At 61.6% G+C, this 17,582-nt stretch carries 14 protein-coding genes and 1 pseudogene; 7 read left to right on the top strand and 8 right to left on the bottom strand.

Annotation, left to right across the window (positions count from 1 at the left end):
* Nucleotides 1-228: pseudogene (locus Q0Y42_RS12455) on the top strand (oxidoreductase); the annotation flags it as partial.
* 80 nt (nucleotides 229-308) lie between these two features.
* Here the strand turns inward: Q0Y42_RS12455 and Q0Y42_RS12450 are convergent.
* Nucleotides 309-1,022, bottom strand: a complete 714-nt coding sequence (locus Q0Y42_RS12450) for a hypothetical protein (protein WP_297804245.1) — start codon at nucleotides 1,020-1,022, stop codon at nucleotides 309-311.
* 12 nt (nucleotides 1,023-1,034) lie between these two features.
* Nucleotides 1,035-1,769, bottom strand: coding sequence for a hypothetical protein (locus tag Q0Y42_RS12445; RefSeq protein WP_297804243.1), 735 nt, complete (start codon nucleotides 1,767-1,769; stop codon nucleotides 1,035-1,037).
* Nucleotides 1,770-2,126: 357 nt separating this feature from the next.
* On the opposite strand from Q0Y42_RS12445, the gene Q0Y42_RS12440 reads away from it, so the two are divergent.
* The 5 genes from Q0Y42_RS12440 to Q0Y42_RS12420 all read left to right on the top strand — a co-directional run bounded on the left by Q0Y42_RS12440 (nucleotide 2,127) and on the right by Q0Y42_RS12420 (nucleotide 9,515).
* On the top strand, nucleotides 2,127-2,519 hold the full coding sequence (locus Q0Y42_RS12440; RefSeq protein ID WP_297804241.1) for a DUF6152 family protein: 393 nt from the start codon (nucleotides 2,127-2,129) through the stop codon (nucleotides 2,517-2,519).
* A gap of 347 nt (nucleotides 2,520-2,866) precedes the next feature.
* Nucleotides 2,867-5,365: a TonB-dependent receptor gene (locus Q0Y42_RS12435; RefSeq protein WP_297804239.1), complete on the top strand. Its 2,499-nt coding sequence runs from the start codon at nucleotides 2,867-2,869 to the stop codon at nucleotides 5,363-5,365.
* A gap of 108 nt (nucleotides 5,366-5,473) precedes the next feature.
* Entirely contained in the window at nucleotides 5,474-6,292 is an 819-nt protein-coding gene (locus Q0Y42_RS12430) for a p-hydroxycinnamoyl CoA hydratase/lyase (protein ID WP_297804237.1), read from the top strand.
* A 121-nt stretch (nucleotides 6,293-6,413) separates the two neighbouring features.
* Nucleotides 6,414-7,643, top strand: a complete 1,230-nt coding sequence (gene mhpT / locus Q0Y42_RS12425) for a 3-(3-hydroxy-phenyl)propionate transporter MhpT (protein WP_297804234.1) — start codon at nucleotides 6,414-6,416, stop codon at nucleotides 7,641-7,643.
* A gap of 63 nt (nucleotides 7,644-7,706) precedes the next feature.
* Nucleotides 7,707-9,515 carry a feruloyl-CoA synthase gene (locus tag Q0Y42_RS12420; RefSeq protein ID WP_297804232.1) on the top strand — a complete coding sequence of 603 codons (1,809 nt, stop codon included), beginning with the start codon at nucleotides 7,707-7,709 and terminating at the stop codon, nucleotides 9,513-9,515.
* A 20-nt stretch (nucleotides 9,516-9,535) separates the two neighbouring features.
* Here Q0Y42_RS12420 and Q0Y42_RS12415 read toward each other — a convergent pair whose 3' ends face one another.
* Nucleotides 9,536-10,756 carry a thiolase family protein gene (locus tag Q0Y42_RS12415; RefSeq protein WP_297804230.1) on the bottom strand — a complete coding sequence of 407 codons (1,221 nt, stop codon included), beginning with the start codon at nucleotides 10,754-10,756 and terminating at the stop codon, nucleotides 9,536-9,538.
* Nucleotides 10,740-11,168: a MarR family transcriptional regulator gene (locus Q0Y42_RS12410; RefSeq protein ID WP_297804228.1), complete on the bottom strand. Its 429-nt coding sequence runs from the start codon at nucleotides 11,166-11,168 to the stop codon at nucleotides 10,740-10,742. Before Q0Y42_RS12410 ends, Q0Y42_RS12415 begins: the two co-directional genes overlap by 17 nt.
* Nucleotides 11,169-11,367: 199 nt before the next feature.
* Here Q0Y42_RS12410 and Q0Y42_RS12405 point away from each other — a divergent pair, with 199 nt between their 5' ends.
* Nucleotides 11,368-12,834 carry an aldehyde dehydrogenase gene (locus Q0Y42_RS12405; protein ID WP_297804226.1) on the top strand — a complete coding sequence of 489 codons (1,467 nt, stop codon included), beginning with the start codon at nucleotides 11,368-11,370 and terminating at the stop codon, nucleotides 12,832-12,834.
* 37 nt (nucleotides 12,835-12,871) lie between these two features.
* On the opposite strand, the gene Q0Y42_RS12400 is transcribed toward Q0Y42_RS12405, so the two are convergent.
* The 4 genes from Q0Y42_RS12400 to Q0Y42_RS12385 all read right to left on the bottom strand — a co-directional run.
* The gene (locus Q0Y42_RS12400) at nucleotides 12,872-14,434 is read right to left on the bottom strand and encodes an AMP-binding protein (RefSeq protein WP_297804224.1); all 1,563 of its coding nucleotides are present in this window, start codon (nucleotides 14,432-14,434) and stop codon (nucleotides 12,872-12,874) included.
* Nucleotides 14,435-14,487: 53 nt separating this feature from the next.
* Nucleotides 14,488-16,221: an acyl-CoA dehydrogenase gene (locus tag Q0Y42_RS12395; RefSeq protein WP_297804221.1), complete on the bottom strand. Its 1,734-nt coding sequence runs from the start codon at nucleotides 16,219-16,221 to the stop codon at nucleotides 14,488-14,490.
* 89 nt (nucleotides 16,222-16,310) lie between these two features.
* The gene (locus Q0Y42_RS12390; RefSeq protein ID WP_297804219.1) at nucleotides 16,311-16,781 is read right to left on the bottom strand and encodes a MarR family winged helix-turn-helix transcriptional regulator; all 471 of its coding nucleotides are present in this window, start codon (nucleotides 16,779-16,781) and stop codon (nucleotides 16,311-16,313) included.
* Between the two features lie 107 nt (nucleotides 16,782-16,888).
* The coding region (locus Q0Y42_RS12385) for a YceI family protein (RefSeq protein WP_297804217.1) at nucleotides 16,889-17,582 on the bottom strand (694 nt) is incomplete at its 5' end.

Raw genomic sequence — 17,582 nt, 5'->3', positions numbered from 1 at the left:
TACATCTGCGATAACGGCACCTGGATCGCACGCTACGACGATCTGGTGAACGGCAAGGAAGAGCCGGTGGATGTCAGCAAGGTCGATGTGTCCATGAACGGCATCGAGCTTCAGGACCGCGAGTTCATCGCTGCCATCCGCGAAGGCCGCGAGCCGAATGGCTCTGTGGCTCAGGTCATCCCTTGCTACCGCATTCTGGGGCAGCTGGAAGAACAACTCGACCGGTGAGCTCGAGCGCATCGCTCCACTAAAAAAGCCCAGCCGTTCGGCTGGGCTTTTCATTTGGGAGGATTAGAGAGCGAAAAGACCTAGTTCTGGGGGGCGTTAATCTGGGCCTGAAGGGAAGGTGCCAGCAGCTTGTAGGCGCAGACGTCTTCCTTGAGCTGGACAACGTCCGAGCGGTTGAAGGTCAGCGAGGTCGTCCACGGGCGCGTATAGTTTTCGGCGTCCGTGATTGTGATCTCGTCAACGAGGGTGCTGCCATCTGCCGACACGGTGAACCGCTCGGTGATGACCGCATTGGCCGATTGGGGCGAACCAGCCTTGTCCAGACGGATCTGGTCATTGAAACGGCCGGTGGTCACCAGCAGGCTGTTACCATCCCAGCGGCCTACCGAGGTGCCACCGAAGAACGGGTCGATGTCATCCTCGGACGGCATATCCTCGTTCAGGTGGATGTGGCGGATGGTGTGTTGGAACTCGTGCAGCAGGGTGACCTTGGCTGGCGTGATCACAATGGTGAACGGCGGCTCGGTGGTCATCAGGCGCGGAATGCCCGGCGGCAGACAGGCGGCGTCGGTGGGATCGCCAGCGGCGCCTGCTGCAATGCGCTCTGCCAGCAGGGCGCGGGCGGCGTCGTTGTACGGCGCGTCCGACCCGTCAGAAGCCTTGAGCGGGCCTTCTACGGGCGTTGCCAGTACCCAGCTGCCGCTCATGCGAAGGTCCTGAGCGTTGGCCTGTGCGAGGGTGACTACAGCGAAGATGGCGGTAGCGGTGACCATGGATCTCATTTTGATGCTCATTGGCCATTATCCTCAGTAGTTACGCAGGACGCCGGTTTCGTCCGGCGCGTTGCGGTTGTTTTCTTCACAGGTGTACTCGGCCAGACGGATGTCCGGACGCTGGTTCCAGCGGCGCACAGCGGTCCATGGCGCGGTAAAAGCACCCGGGTCATCGAGGGTGAAAATGGCCTCCATCTCGGTCGGGCTGGTCTTGCGATAGCGCTCGGTGATCCGCATTTGCGGCGATTTCGGCGTACCGGCTTCGTCCACCTGCGTGTGGCGGATCAGGCCTGCGGTTTCCACCACCAGAGTGTCGCCTTCCCAGTGCGCGACCGAATAGCCCATGTAGGTCGGCGTCAGCGACTCGACCGGCGGCATCGGCTTGTTCATGTGGATGATGCGGATCATGTGGTGCGTTTCGTGAAGCAGGTAGATCACGTCCGGCGTTTGAATGATCTCGATGGGGTAGGGGCTGGCGATCAGGCGCGGATTTCCGCTGGGCAGGCAGGCTGCGGTCGGATCGAACAGAGGCGTACCGGCTTCTTCTGCGGCAGCGCGTTCGTCAAAAACACGTTTGCTCCACTCCTGCCACGGGGTTTCGCTGCCATCCAACGGCTGGATTCGACGGCCATAACCCTGCGGGGACCAAACGCCAGAGATATTCGGTACGCTGGCATCAACGCGCGGATCACGGACTTGAGTCAGGTCCTCATAGGCCATACCGGGGTCGATCCGGCGTTGGGCTGCGGCTTCCGTGGCTGTCAGCATCCCCAGTGTCGCCGCAGCCCCCAGACATACCCATAGGGGTGAGTGTCTGTGGTTCTTGTTTTTGTTCATTGCGTTGTATTCCTCCCGATATCGCGAGGGCTCGTTCGGTGGCCCTCTAAAATAATTACATCCCAGAACAATTATCATTGGAATACTTTCTGGGAAGGCTTGTCAATGCGAACATAAAACGACAGTATGTCAATGCTCGCGGAGCGTTCGAGGTGTCGATTGCATAGTGAGATTGAATAACTGCGTATAAACAATCATTGATTGTAGGCATAACAAAAGAAACGTTGTGACGGCTGTACGGCTAACGCTCTCGAGCTGACCGACACCGAAACAGGGAGGTAGGAATCGATGAAAACGAAGTTGTCAGTTTTGGCCGTGTCTGTTGCCCTCTTGGCAACGGCAGTTCCAGCGTCGGCACACCACTCGTTCGCCATGTTCGACAGCAGCCGTGAATCCACCATTCGTGGCACTGTAAAAGAGTTTCAGTGGACCAACCCGCACGTCTGGATCCAGGTTTCGGTGGTCGGTGCCAATGGTCGTGAGGTCGTCTATTCGATCGAAGGCAGCAGCCCGAACTCGCTGCGCCGCCAAGGCTGGACCGGTCAGACCTTTAAGCCGGGCGATCGTGTTTCGATCACAATGAACCCGCTGAAGAATGGTGATCCGGGTGGTTCATTCGTCCGCGCCATCATGCCGGACGGTTCGAATTTCGGGCGGCCACAGATCGCCACAGCCCGCTAAATTTAGCAGCAAATAAAGCCCTTTATGAGCCCCGGAAGCCTCGCTTCCGGGGCTTATTTGTTGAAAGTAAATGGCTTTAAACATTTCGCATATCGGCCAAATAAATTATTTGCCATGAAAGTTATGCTCCATTACTACTTTTGTCCGTAGTGCCAACAATGGCCGACGCAAGCGAACTTGCGGCAAGGGGAGAGAAGATGTCCATGGAGCGTGGTCCTTTCAGAAAAGCGGCTCTGTACGCATGTGTTTCGCTGACGACTCTGTCGGTCGCCGGCGCAGCAATGGCGAACGGGTACCAGGAGGAAGCCGGACAAGATTCCGGCCAAGAAGCAGTCCGACTGGAGGAGGTGGTCGTTACCGCGACGCGCCAATCCAGCAACGTTAACCGCGTGGCGCTGACCGTCGCGGCAGTGACGGCCGAAAACCTTGATCAGCAAGGCATCAAGAACGCCACCGATCTGCAGAAGGCCATTCCGGCCCTGACGCTGGTCGGCTCGCAGGCCGGTGTTGGTACCTTTGCCATCCGCGGCATCGTGGCGACTACGGGGGCGGCAACCACCGGCGTCTATCTGGACGATACGGCTCTCACCAAGCGCAACAACGCCGGTGTAGCCCAGAACAACGGTGCGCCGCTGCCGACCCTGTTCGACCTCGAGCGCGTCGAAGTGCTGAAAGGCCCGCAAGGTACCCTGTACGGCGGCTCCTCGCAGGGCGGCACGATCCGCTTCATCACCCCGACCCCGAGCCTCGTCGGCTATAGCGGCCGTATTCAGGCAGAAACCTCCATCGTCGAGGACGGTGAGGAATCTTACGAGCTGGGCTTCGCCTTCGGCGGTCCGATCTTTGAGGACAAGCTGGGCTTCCGCGTCAGCGGCCTGGTCCGCGAGACCGGCGGCTGGATCGACATGCTGAACCCGTACGACAACGGTTCGCTTTATCGCGAAGACGCCAACGGCCGTTCGGAAGAAGCCCTTCGTGCAGCCCTGCTGTGGCAGCTGAACGACCGCGCCCGCCTGAACTTGTCCTACTACCACTCGGCAGTAGAGAGTGAGGGTGGTCCGGGTGCGCCGACGACGGTGTTTGGTGTTGATGGCAAGCCGTCGAACAACCTGACCTACACCACGCCAGCGGTTTGCTATGACAACTCGAACCGTCTGCCGGGCACGACCTCGGCTCCGGTGGCTGTGGCCTGTCCGACCGGCCCGCTGCCGACCGGGTGGTTCCGCCGTGAGGCCCAGACCTATGGTCCTTTCAACTATCTGGGCGACGACGACTCGATCTCGCAGGCTGACGGTCGCCTGAACAAGTCCAAGACCACGACCGATCTGGTGACCCTGACCTACGAGTATGACTTCGACAACATGTCGGTGAAGTCGATCACCTCGTTCGTCAAGGATGAGACCACCGGCCTGCTGGGCGAATCCCACGACATTGGCCGTCTGCAGCGCACGGTCGAGAACCCGCTGCGTGGCGCATTCCCGCTATTCGCGCCTGTGCCGAGCTATGCCGGTAACTTCACCAGCATCAACGAACGCGAAGGCATCCAGCAGGAGTTCCGCTTCTCCTCCGATCCGGAGCAGCGTTTTAACTGGGTCGCCGGTCTGTTCTTTTCGGACATGGAAACGCACATCTTCTACACCATACCGGGGGATTACGATGCCGCGTTCATGGCCTTCTATGGCATCGACACGACCTCGCGCTACGGCATCCCGCCGGCTATCCCGAGCGATCTGACGGCAGTGTCACTGCTCGATGCGACCCTGCGTGACACCGAGTTGGCCGCCTTCGGTGAGGCCAACTTCAAGCTGACCGACAAGATCAAGCTGACGGTCGGTGGCCGCCAGTCTCAGGTGACGCTGGACTTCACCCAAGTGAACTATGGCCAACTCAGCGCCCGTTCGGGTCCGGATGCGCCCTATGCTTCGGTTTCGGGCTCGGCCAAGGACTCGCCGTTCACTCCGAAGTATGGCGTCCAGTACCAGCTGAACGAAACCAACATGATCTACGCCAATGCTGCCAAGGGCTTCCGTGCCGGTGGTGTGAACGTTCCGCTGAACCCGCAGGTGTGTAACACCGGCCTGGCCCAGTTCGGCCTGACCGTTGATGACATCCCGCGCCAGTTCGGTCCGGACGAGGTGTGGAGCTATGAGGCGGGCGGCAAGTTCCGACTGATGGATGGCCGCATGCAGGTCAACGTCGCTGCCTTCCAGATCGACTGGACGAACATCCAGGTCACGACTTCGGCTCAGGGCTGCGGTCAGAACTGGAACCAGAATGGCGGTACTGCACGCAGCCAGGGCTTCGATATCCAGACCGAGTTCCGCCCGACGCGCGACCTGCGTCTGAGCGCCTCGCTGGCCTATACCGACGCCCACTACACCGAGGCCGTGCTGGGTCCGAAGCCGCTGGTCGGCAATGCGGCGGTCATCTTCCACGAAAACGATCCGCTGGGCGTGCCGAAGTGGCAGGCCAATATCGGCGCCCGTTACGACTTCTTCCTGTTCGGTAGCGACGCCTATGTGCGTGCGGACTACCAGTATCAAGGCGAGTACGAGCAAAGCTCCGGCTATGGCACCGGTAACTACAACCCGCACAGCAACGTCGTCGAAGCGACCGACATGCTGAACCTGCGCTTTGGCATGCGTGTGAAGGATGTTGAAGTTTCGGTCTTCGCCAACAACGCGCTGAACAGCCGCGACAAGGTCGGTAACGCCGGTATCGGACAGACGGCCTGCTCGACGACCGGTCCGGCGGACTGCTCGGTCTACAACCAGTTCAACCCGTTCGTGAGCCAAGCCTACCAGCGTCCGCGCTCGGTCGGCATTCAGGTCGGGTACCGCTTCTAAGGCTTAAGTCGCCGGCCATGATCCATGGTCGGCGACCTAACTATAAGAAAATTCAAGATTTCTAACTTCTCCGGTCGTTGGGTGGCCGCGGAAAACAGGACGTAAAAAATGAGCGAATACAGCGGCGTCGTAAAAGTTGAGTTTGATAACGGTATTGCCTGGGTGTCGTTGAACCGCCCCGAAAAGCGGAACTGCATGAGCCCGACGCTGAATGATGCCATGCATCAGGTCCTGGATGATCTGGAAGCCGATGACCGTTGCGGCGTCCTGATCCTGACCGGTGAGGGCGAAGCCTTCTCCGCTGGCATGGATCTCAAGGAATATTTCCGCGAAACCGAAGAAAAGGGGCAGATTGCTGTCCGCCGCGCCCAACGTTCGGCCTATGGCTGGTGGCGCCGCCTGCGCTGGTTCGAGAAGCCGAGCATCGCCATGGTCAATGGCTGGTGCTTCGGCGGTGCGTTCGGTCCGCTCTATGCCTGTGATCTGGCCATCGCATCGGATGACGCCCAGTTCGGTCTGTCTGAAATCAACTGGGGCATCCTGCCCGGTGGTGGCGCGACCAAGATCGCGACTGACCTGTTGAGCATGCGCGATGCCATGTATCTTACCCTGACCGGCGAGCGTATCGACGGCAAGCGTGCCGCCGAAATCCGCCTCGTCAACGAAAGTGTTCCGGCGGACCAGCTCCGCACCCGCACCGAGGCACTTGCCCGCGTTCTGCTCGAGAAGAATCCGGCGACGCTCAAGGCCGCAAAGGATGCTGTCCGCCGCGTCATCCCGATGACCTTCGACGAGGCAGAGAACTATCTGGTTGTGCGTCAGGAGTCGCTCAACTTCCTCGATAAAACCGAGGGCCGTAAGGAAGGTATTCGTCAGTTCATCGACGAAAAGTCTTACCGCCCCGGCCTCGGCAGCTATAAACGATAAAGAGACCCTTGATCGCCGACCGTTGTTCTGATGGTCGGCGATCTCGACCAAGCGGCCGGGGAGCCGCAGGTCTTCAAAAATCATAGTGGCACGTAAAAGTGCCCGGACGGGGAGGTCCGCCATGACTGACTACGCCGGCGAAAAGCCGACGATATCGAAGGCTGCCTGGATCGTACTGACCTTGTGCATCCTCGTAGGGGTCTGCGAGGGGGTTGATCTTCAGGCGGCAGGGGTGGCCGCGCCGCGGCTGGCACCCGCATTCGGTATCGATCCCAGCGCTCTGGGGCTGTTCTTCAGCTCCGCAACCTTTGGCCTGATGTTTGGCGCGCTGGTGGGCGGGCGCGTGTCAGACCGCATTGGTCGCAAGCCTGCGCTGATCTGGTCCGTGATCATCTTCGGCGTCATGTCCATCGCGACGGGCCTTGCGACCGACTATAACTTTCTGGTGGCGGCCCGTTTCCTGACCGGTGTCGGTCTGGGCGGGGCCATGCCCAATCTGGTGGCGCTGGTCGCCGAGTCCGTGCCCAGCAACCGCCGCAGCGTGGCCGTTGGCAGTCTCTATGCCTCCATGCCGCTGGGTGGTGCTGTGGCCGCGCTGGTCAGCATGCTGATCGGGACCGGAAACGACAGCTGGCGTACCATCTTCTATCTGGGCGGCTTCGCGCCGCTGGTCATCGCGCCTCTGCTGTATTTCGCGCTCAAAGACACCAAGCCTGTTCAAGCTTCTGTTGCGACCGAAGCGCCGACGCAGCGCCCGTCCGTGGTGACGGTGCTGTTTGGAGAGAACAGGGCGACTAGTACGCTGATCCTGTGGGGCGCGTTCTTCCTCGGCCTGCTGGTGCTCTATCTGCTGCTGAACTGGCTGCCGACTCTGCTGGTCGGGCGCGGCTTGGAACGCTCTGAAGCGTCGCAGGTCCAGCTGGCCTTTAATATTGCCGGTGTCGTGGGCTGTGTCGTGTCGGGTGGCCTGATGGACGGCAAGCGCCGCGCCATTGCCGCGCTCGGGATCTTTGGTTTCGGCGCCGCATCTCTGGCCATGCTGGCAGGCGCTCCGGCTTCGCTGGTCATTTCGATCCTGATCGGTCTGTGCCTCGGCGCGACAATGAACGGGGCACAGGCCGTGCTCTATGGCCTCGCGCCTAGTGCCTATCCGCTGCACATCCGCGGAACCGGCATTGGCTCGGCTGTGGCGTTCGGGCGCCTCGGCTCGGCAGCGGGTCCGCTGTTGGCTGGCGTGCTGGTCGGTATCGGCTTGGGGGCCGGACAGATCATGTTGGTTCTGGTGCCGATCATGTTGGTGGCCGGTGGATTGACCGCCTTGTTGGCCCGTCGGGTCACCAGCCACGACTGATCAAGTGAAGGCTGCCCCGACGCAGAAGCGGGGCAGCTTTTTTGTAATCCGTGGGAGGAACGGATGGACGATTTAGCAATCCGCATCGCGCATCAGCAGATGACCGTCGAGCAGAGGGAAGACGGCTGTCTTTTGCTTTCAACGCCGGAACCGTTGGGGGACTATCCGGAGGTTTTGACGGATCGCATCGCCCAGTGGGCGCAGCAGGATCCGCAGCGGCTATTCATGGCAGAGCGGGACGGCGAGGGCGGCTGGACCGGACCGACCTACGCGCAGGCCTATGACAGCATCCGCAGCCTTGGTCAGGCTCTGTTGTCGCGCGGGTTGTCGGCCGAGCGCCCGATCCTGATCCTGTCCGGCAACAGCGTGGATCATGCGCTTCTGGCGTTTGCGGGCATGCACGTCGGCGTACCTGCGGCGGCGATCTCGCCAGCCTATTCCACGGTATCGACGGATTTCTCCAAGCTGCGCCATGTGCTGGATATCCTCACACCGGGGCTGATGTTTGTGGACCGTGCCGGACCGTTTGCGCGCGCGGTCTCCACGGCGGTTCCGACGGATGTCGAGGTCGTTGTCGGCGATGGCAGCAGTTTCGAGGATCGGCCTTCGACGCCGCTCTCAGCCCTGAAGGCCACCGCCGCGACGGCGGACGTCGAGCGCGCCCGCGCGGCGCAGGCACCGGACGATGTGGCCAAATTCCTGTTTACCTCCGGCTCGACCGGCATGCCGAAGGCGGTGCCCAACACCCACCGTATGCTGTGCTCGAACCAGCAGATGCTGCTGCAGGCCTTTCCCTTCCTTAGCGAGGAGCCGCCGGTCCTGATCGACTGGCTGCCGTGGAACCACACCTTCGGCGGCAACCAGAACCTGGGCATTTCCGTCTATAACGGTGGCACCCTCTATATTGACGATGGCCGCCCGACCGAGCGCGATATCGCCCGCACGGCGGCGGCGCTGCGCGAGATATCGCCGACCATCTATTTCAACGTACCCAAAGGGTATGAGGCGCTGCTGCCCTATCTGAAGGCAGACGCCGAAATGGCGCGGAACTTCTTCGCGACCAAGGTGATCTTCTATGCCGGCGCATCCTTGCCCGAGGCTGTCTGGAAGGGCTATCCGGAACTGGCCAAGGCCACCGTGGGCAAGGCCCCGCCGCTGATCACCAGCCTTGGCGCGACCGAGACGGCACCTTGCTCTCTGGCGGCCCGCGTGGGCGCACAGGTACCGGGCGAGATCGGCGTCCCCAATCCGGGCGTTTCGGCCAAGCTGGTGCCTGTGGCTGGCAAGCTGGAGCTGCGCCTGCGTGGTCCGAACGTGATGCCGGGTTACTGGCGCGATCCGCAGCGCACGGTCGAGGCCTTCGACGACGAGGGCTATTACAAGATCGGTGATGCCGTACGCTTCATCGACCGCAACGACCCCGACCGCGGCATGTTCTTTGATGGCCGCGTGGCCGAGGACTTTAAGCTGTCCAGCGGCGTTTGGGTGAATGTCGCCGCCATGCGGTTGAAGGCCTTGCAGCATTTTGCGCCACTGGTCCGCGATCTGGTCATTGCCGGAGCGGACCGCGAGGATATCCGCGCCTTGCTACTCCTTGATCCGGTCGAGTGTAGCCGCGCTGTCGGCTCTGCCGATGCGTCACACGCGGCGTTGAAACAGGCGCTCAAGGATCGCCTGATGACCATGAATGCGGACGCGACGGGCAGCTCGACCCAACTGGCTGCCGTTGCTGTGCTGGAAGGCGAACTGTCGCTGGATGCGGGCGAGGTGACGGATAAGGGCAGTCTCAACTCGCGCCTGATCCTCAGCCTGCGCGCCGATAGCGTCGAAGCGTTGTACGGGAACGCTCCGACCACCATCACCCTGAACTAGGATCGGATGCGGGCCAGCCCTTAGAGGGCTGGCCTGTCGTCTACTTCGATCACCACGGCCATGGCGGAATCGCCAGCCGCGCACCCCTGAAACAGGCCAAGCCCACCGCCTGTCAGCACCAGTTCCTCGATCATCTCGATCATGGCGCGCATGCCGGTCGGCCCTTGCGGGTGCCCCCAGATCAGCGAACAGCCGAAATTGTTCATCGTGGCGACATCAATCCCCATCTCGCGGGCAAAGACGATGTCGTTCACCACGAACGGGTTGTGGGATTTGAACACCTTGATGTCCTGCACGCCTACATCGGCGTTGGCGAGGGCGGCGCGGGCCGCCCCGATGGGGGCAAGCGGCATCATGGCCAGATCTGTGCGGAACTGCCCAAAGCCCTTGATGCGGATGCGGATGCCAGGCTTGGCGCTGAGGCGCTGGGCGACCGCGCTGGAGGCGACGATCATCCCCGCATTGCCGTCTGCGGGATGGGTTTGGCCGCCCGAGGTCACCGTGCCGTCGGGCAGGGTGGGGCGCAGTTTAGCAAGCCCATCCGCTGTGCTGGGAAAGACGCCTTCATCGCCGTCCAGTGTCGTGTCTATGGCTTTGAAGTTCGGCTTGGGAACTTCGAGCGGAAGCGTCATATAGCGCCGCTGGAAGGCCTGATCATCGGCCAGAGCCGCGCGGTACTGGTCCAGACGTATCAGCGAGACGTCGTGCTGTTCGGCCGTGGTGATCCCGTATTTGGCAGCTACGTTCTCGGCGGTCGTCAGCATGGAGTGACCACCGATGGCGTCATGCAGCATGTTGTAGAGGACCTGATCCTCGGATGCCCCGTATCCGCCCGCGCCGCGCGGGGCCGGATAGTAGAGGTGCGCCCCGTTGGAGCAGCGGTCGGCGGTCAGGGCCAGCGCCGTCTCGCCCTGCCCAAGCATGATATCCGAGACGGCAGCGAACAGGGTCCGTACGCCACTGGCGCAGACCTGACTGAGCATGTGTCCGGGGGTATGTGTCGCGCCCATCTCGTGCAGTGGCCACGGTGCCCCGTAGAAGGACTGGAACTGGGCGTTGGTCATGCCAAGGACGGCGCTGTCGAGGCTCTTGGGATCGAAATCCCACGCGGCAAAGCGTTCCTTGGCTACCCGCGCCGCGAACTTCATCGCGTGCAAATGCTGCAAGGTGCCCTGCCATTTGGCGAAGGGCGTGGACCAATAACGGCCATACGGAATTTCGATGTCAGCCAGCGACGTCATGATCGGTCTCTTTCGATGGGGCCGTATGGCCGGACGGATAGGGCTGCATGGCCGCGATGCGTGCGAGCGCTTCCAGCAGCACAGACTTTTCAATACCGGCCAGAGCCACCGACAGCCGGTTGTCGTGTTCGCCGTGAACCTGATGCGCCTTTTCGAGCAGGTGCTCTCCTTCCGGCGTCAGGGTCAGAGCGTGGGAGCGTCGGTCGTTGGCGACAGGCCCGCGAATGATAAGCCCACGACTTTCCAGACTATCGAGCAGGGACACCATATTGGGGCGCTGGATGCGAAGGATCTCGCCAACGGTCTGTTGCTTCAGGCCGGGCTGGCTGCCGATCAGCGCCAGAACCGAGAAGTCTGTCGGTTTGAGTCCCAGCGGGGCGAGCGCATTGGTCAGGTCCTTGATCGAGACCATCTGGGCCAGCCTTAGCTGAAAGCCGACGTGTTCACTCAGGCAACTGACGGGCGGTTCTGAAGGTGGCAACGCAGGGCTCCGAAGTGTCGGCCTATATGGCTGTTAAAAGTATTCATCTATCATCGTGACATGACATGATGATTATGGTCTATATCTTTTATGGGGCCAGCGTCGAGCCCAATTTGGGGAATGAGATTCCATGTCCACTCAAACTGTTGCCGAGCTTGATCTTCTGATCGGGGGACAGCTTCGTAAGGCCGCATCCGGCCGCACCTTTGACCGTCTCAACCCGCTCAGCGGAGAGGTTGCGACGCGCGCAGCCGCCGCTTCGGTCGAGGATGCCATTGCCGCTGCCGATGCCGCAGAGGCCGCCTTTGAGGCATGGGCTGATACCGGCCCGAACCAGCGCCGCACCTATCTGTTGAAGGCAGCCGAGGCCTTGCTGGGACGTGGCGATGATCTGGTCGCGGCCATGAAGGTCGAGATCGGGGCCACCGAGGGCTGGGCGCGCTTTAACGTCAATCTGGCCAGCAACATCTTCCGCGAGGCGGCGGCCCTGACCACCCGCGTGGGCGGCGAGGTCATTCCGTCGGACAAGCCGGGCTGCGTGGCCTATTCCGTGCGCCAACCGGCGGGCGTGGTGCTGGGCATCGCGCCGTGGAATGCTCCGATCATTCTGGGCGTGCGCGCCGTGGCTGCGGCACTGGCCTGCGGCAATACGGTGGTCCTGAAGGCGTCCGAAGCCTGCCCGCGCACCCATGCTCTGATTGGCGATGCGCTGATGGATGCTGGCTTCCCCGCGGGTGTCGTCAATGTGGTGACCAATAGCCCCGAGGATGCTGGCGATATCGTCGGTGCCCTGATCGACCATCGCGCGGTCAAGCGCATCAACTTCACTGGCTCGACCCGCGTGGGCAAGATCATCGCCGAGCGCGCAGCGCGCCAGCTGAAACCGGTCTTGCTGGAGCTGGGCGGCAAAGCTCCGTTCATAGTGCTGAAAGATGCCGATCTGGACGAGGCGGTTAAGGCTGCCGCTTTTGGTGCCTTCATGAACCAAGGCCAGATCTGTATGTCGACCGAGCGGATCATCGTCGATCAGTCGATCGTTGCCGAATTCGTTGCCAAATTCGCCGAGAAGGCCAAGACCCTGATCGCGGGCGATCCGGTGGTTGGCGCAACTCCATTGGGCGCTGTGGTCAGCCATGAGGGCGTGCGCCACGTGGCCTCGCTGATCGAGGATGCGGTGTCCAAGGGCGCGAAGATCGCGTCGGGCGGGCCGACCGACCAGCTGCTGATGAACGCAACGGTTCTGGATGGCGTGACCTCGGACATGCGTATCTATACCGAAGAGTCGTTCGGTCCGGTCGTTTCGGTCATCCATGCCAAGGATGACGACGACGCCCTGCGTCTGGCCAATGACTCCGAATACGGTCTGTCAGCCGCGATCTTCAGCCGCGATATCGCCAAGGCCATCCGCCTGTCGCGCAAGGTGAAGTCGGGCATCTGCCACATCAACGGTGCGACCGTCCATGACGAGGCCCAGATGCCGTTCGGTGGCGTGGGGGCCAGTGGCTATGGCCGCTTTGGGGGCAATGCGGTGATCGAAGAGTTTACCGATCTGCGCTGGATCACCATTGAAACCCTGCCGGGCCATTTCCCGATCTGATCGGGAATATGGGGGGCAAAGAAAGGGGGCTGGGCGATTATTCGCCCAGCCCCTTTATCATTTCGCGAAGCGCGATCTTGTTGATCTTGCTGGGTCCGGTCCGTGGCAGTTCATCGATCCGGATGAAGCGGGTGGGCCGTTTGTATTTGACCAGATGTTCCTGACAGAAGCTGTGCAGGCTGTCCTCGTTGAGATCGGTCTTGGATACGATGAAGGCGACGGGCGTTTCGCCCAGATAGTCGTCCTTTCGGGCGACCACGGCCACATCCATCACATCGGGGTGGCGGCGCAGGGTGTCTTCAACATCGCGCGGATAGACGTTATAGCCGCCGACGATGATGATCTCCTTCTTGCGGTCCACCAGTGACACATAGCCGTCGGAGTTGATGCGGCCGATGTCGCCTGTGTACAGCCAGCCATGGCGCAGGGACTGGTCCGGCTCGCCGGATTCCAGACGATAGGCCGTCATCAGTTGGGGGCCGCGCACGCGCACTTCGCCGATTTCATCAAATTCCAGTATGCGCTGGTCATCATCGACGTCGACGATCTGGGCCTCCGCGTCAGGCACAGGCCGTCCGACCGAAAGATCAGGCGTGTTATCGCCGCGCCAGTTCAGGCACAGGGGCGCACCTTCGGACATGCCCCAACCTTCCAGCAGGTCGCAGTTCGCTGCCTTGCGCCACGCTTCCTTGAGCGTCTGAGGGCAGGCAGCGCCGCCCGTCAGCGCCAGTTCCAGAGTATCAAACCGCGTCTGCGGCAGTGACGGTGAGTGGAGCAGGCCGTAGTAGATAGGGGCGGGGCCGCCAGCAAAAACGGTGACCTTATGCCGGTCGATGGCGTCCAGTACCTGTTCCGGCGCATAGCGTTCGATCAGGACCAATGTGCCGCGCAGATAGATCGGGGCTAGCATGGCAAAGCCGAACGCCCAGATGTGGAATACAGGCGCGACGTTCAGGATGCGCTCGACGTCGTACCGCAGCGCCCAGACGGTCGCGTGCTGTTTGACCGACTGGATCAGCGCGCGGTGGCAATGCTCGACCGCTTTCGACCGTCCGGTGGTGCCACCGGTAAAGATCAGCAGCGCCGCATCGTTGCTGTCGATACGGTCTGCCAGCGTCCTCAGGCGAGCAACCACATCCTGCGCCTCGGCGGCGGGGGCATCGGTGATGCACCAAGGCTCATCGCATCCCAGATCGGACGCCAGATGACGCGCTGTCTCCTCGGTCGATGGAACGCTGAGGATCAAGGCAGGCCGCTCGATGAACAGCTTGGCCAGTTCGTGCCGCGGATAGAAGGGGTTCACAGGCAGGACCCGCGCACCCGACGCCATCACGGCCAACAGGGCCGCCACGCAACCGGCGCTGTTGGGGGCAATAACGACGACGATGTCGTTGGGCTTTACCCTTGCGGCGATGCGCTCTGCTAAGGCGGTGACCCGCAGGCCAAGGTCCGCGTAGCTCCAGCGCGTTTCATTGCAGATGACGGCTTCGCGGTCGGGCACCTGTTCCACACAGTCCGACAGCATGTGCGCCAGATTTTGCGGCGTATGCAGGCGATCATCGAGCGGCCTTGGTGCGACTGAATGGGCCAATCCTGACATGGCGTTCCCCTCCCGGGCGTTCGCATGGATGGAGCTGGACGGATGGAGGGGGCTTAGGCGACCCCGACCTCGTCCCTAACGATGGCGGCCAGCACAGGGGCGTGCGCCATGACGTTACGAGCGAAGAAGTCGGCCTCTTCGATTAGGGCGAGCTTCAGCGGGTCATCATTGGCCAGTTGTTCGCTGGCCATGATGGCTTGCTGGATCAGCAGGGCACCCGCGGCGGTTTGGGCAAACAGCCGCAAGTACGACGTTGCCGCGCTCAGCAGGGCCACATCGCTGGCGTCCGGCGAGACGACGAAGGCAGTCGCTGACCCCAAGGCCTGAAGCGACTGTTTCAGCACACGTGCGGCCGTCTCCAGCCCTGCTGTGCCTGCTGCCTTGTCGGCGATGGCGCTATAGCGGTCGATCTCGCCCTGTGCGGTTTTGCCCTGATCCTTGCGGACCTTTCGCAGGGTCAGGTCGATGGCCTGAATGCCGTTGGTGCCTTCGTAGATGGGGGTGATGCGGGCGTCGCGGAAATGCTGGGCTGCGCCCGTCTCCTCGACATAGCCCATGCCGCCGTGGATCTGCATGCCGAGGGAGGCAACCTCTACGCCGATCTCCGAGCAGTAGGCCTTCACCAGTGGGGTCAGAAGGGCGGTGCGGGCCTGAGCCGTGGCCTTATCGGATTCCGAGGCACCGGTGGCGGCGGTTTCGATGGCGCTTGCGGCGCCATAGCCGAGGCTGCGCCCCGCCGAGGTCAGGGCACGCATGGTCTTGAGCATGCGCTGGACATCAGGGTGGTGGCGGATGGGCAGGTTACGCTCGCCCGTTGGGACGCGGCCCTGAATGCGGGTGTCGGCAAAGGCTTCGGCGCGTTGGGTGGCGCGCTCGGCGATGGCCACGCCCTGCATGCCCGTGCCCAGTCGGGCGCGGTTCATCATGACGAACATGGCAGCAAGGCCCTGATTGGGCTTGCCCACCAGCCATCCCTTGGCACCGTCCTTGTCGCCAAAGGTCAGCGAGCAGGTGGGGGAGGCATGCAGGCCCATCTTGTGCTCGATGCCCGTGCAAATGACATCATTGCGCTGGCCCAGCGAGCCGTCCTCATTGGGCAGGATTTTGGGAACCAGAAACAGCGAGATGCCCGCCGTGCCTTCGGGCGCGCCCTCGATACGGGCCAGCACCAGGTGCACGATGTTCTCGGTCAGGTCGTGCTCGCCGAAGGTGATGAAGATCTTGTTGCCGAACAGGCGATAGCTGCCGTCGTCCTGTGGCACGGCCTTGGTCCGGAGCGCACCGAGATCGGAGCCCGCCTGTGGCTCTGTCAGGGCCATGGTGGCGTACCACTGGCCGCCGACGATGGAGGGCAGGTACTGCTGTTTCAGTTCGTCTGTGGCGTGATCCATCAGCAGTTCGACCGCGCCATGGATCAGCAGAACACCCACGCCATAGGCCATGCAGGCCGAGGTCCACATTTCCATGGTGGCAATGCCGGTGGCGGTCGAAAGGCCCATGCCGCTCCATTCGGCAGGCAGGGTCACGCCGTTCCAGCCGGACGCTGTCCAGTCGGTGAACACATCCACAAAGCCGGGCGGGGTGGTCACCTGACCATCGGAAAACGCGGCACCGTGTCGGTCGCCGATCTGGTCCAGCGGGGCAATGCGTTCTTCGGCAAAGCGCGACGCCTGACGCAGGATGTCCTCCAGATCGTCATCCCCCAGAACCTCGGCGTTCGTAGAGACTGGAGCGCCGAGGGTCTGGGCGGCGAACTTCAGACGGCGGACAGGTGCAACGTAAGACATCTATGGCTTCCCGAAATGAGAGAGCCATAGATTGCATTGTATAATAGTTATGAAAAGTAATTTATTTCGCTGTTATGCGCGAAATGGGCTTACAGGCCCGACAGCTTGCTGAGGATTTCGACCACGCGCTCGTAGTCCTCGAGGCCAATCACAGATTTCAGGTTATCCGTGTGCTGCTGGTGGGCCTTGCGGACTTGCGTCATGAACTTCTTGCCGGCGGCGGTAAGGCGCAGGGAGTTTGCGCGGCGGTCGAACGGATCCGCCGAGCGGCTGATCAGTCCGCGATTCACAAGGTCGTCGATGCGGACCACCAGATTGGGTTGGCGCACCCCCAAAACCGCCGCCAAATCGGCCTGACGGCGGCCCGGGTTGTTCTCGATCAGCACGAGCGCCGAATACTGTACCGGACTGAGATCCAGATGTTCGAAGCGAGCCGCAAACTCGCGAGCCACGTATTGCTGGGCCGTCCGCAAGTGGAACCCGAGTGCCTGATCCAGTCCGCCCAGATTGAGCTCGCTGTCTTGGTTAGGGGGATTTACGGTTGCAACGGCTTGGCTCATTCGACGCTCAATTTGCTAACATTGACGTTAGGGAAGGTAAGTGATCCTCCAGAACTGTTACTATAGAAATGATATTTTTACGAGATTATTCGTTTGGGAATTATATCCTACGGGTTGCGTTTCGCGGTGAAGTTGAAGTTCACCCGCACCATTGCCGGGATTGAACCGGTATCGGCATACATGCCCTGACCGACGCCGAAGGTAGTGCGGTCAAGATTGGCATTGCCGGACACAGTCGCATTATCGCCGTCGATATTCAGGCGGAAATTGACTGACATCGGGGCCGACACGCCACGAAGGGACATGGTTCCGCTGGCCACATACCGGTTGTCGCCGGTCTTGCGGATGCGGTTGGCCGTAAAGACTGCGTTCGGATGAGCGCTGGTATCGAAGAAGTCGGTGCCGGGCAGGGTGCTGTCGCGCTGGGCGTCACCGGTCGAAACAGAATGGGTGCTGATGGTCACGCGGATGCGCGAGTTGGGCAGATCATCCGGCGAGAATTTGACGTCGGCATCCCAATCCCCGAAGCGCCCGTTGATAGCTTCGCCGGACCAGCTGGTGGTAAAGGTAAGGGCGGCGGACGACTTGTTCACGGACCACTGAGACAAAGGCATTTTCGCCTCGGCTTCAGGTTCGGCTTCTTCTTCGGTTGTGGCTTGCTCCGTCGCGGCGACCTCGGGCGTTTCGGTGGACGCGGTCTCCCTAACTCCGGCGCTTTGTTCGTCGATCTCTTGGGTCGCATCCGCAACGGGGGCGGCGGCCTTGCCAGCCGGCAGGGCGTAGAGGGTAGCTGAAATCCCG

It is taken from the genome of uncultured Brevundimonas sp. (assembly GCF_947305955.1).
Lineage (GTDB): Bacteria > Pseudomonadota > Alphaproteobacteria > Caulobacterales > Caulobacteraceae > Brevundimonas.
The sequence above is the reverse complement of the archived record's forward strand: the minus strand, read 5'-3'. Positions and strand labels throughout refer to the sequence as shown.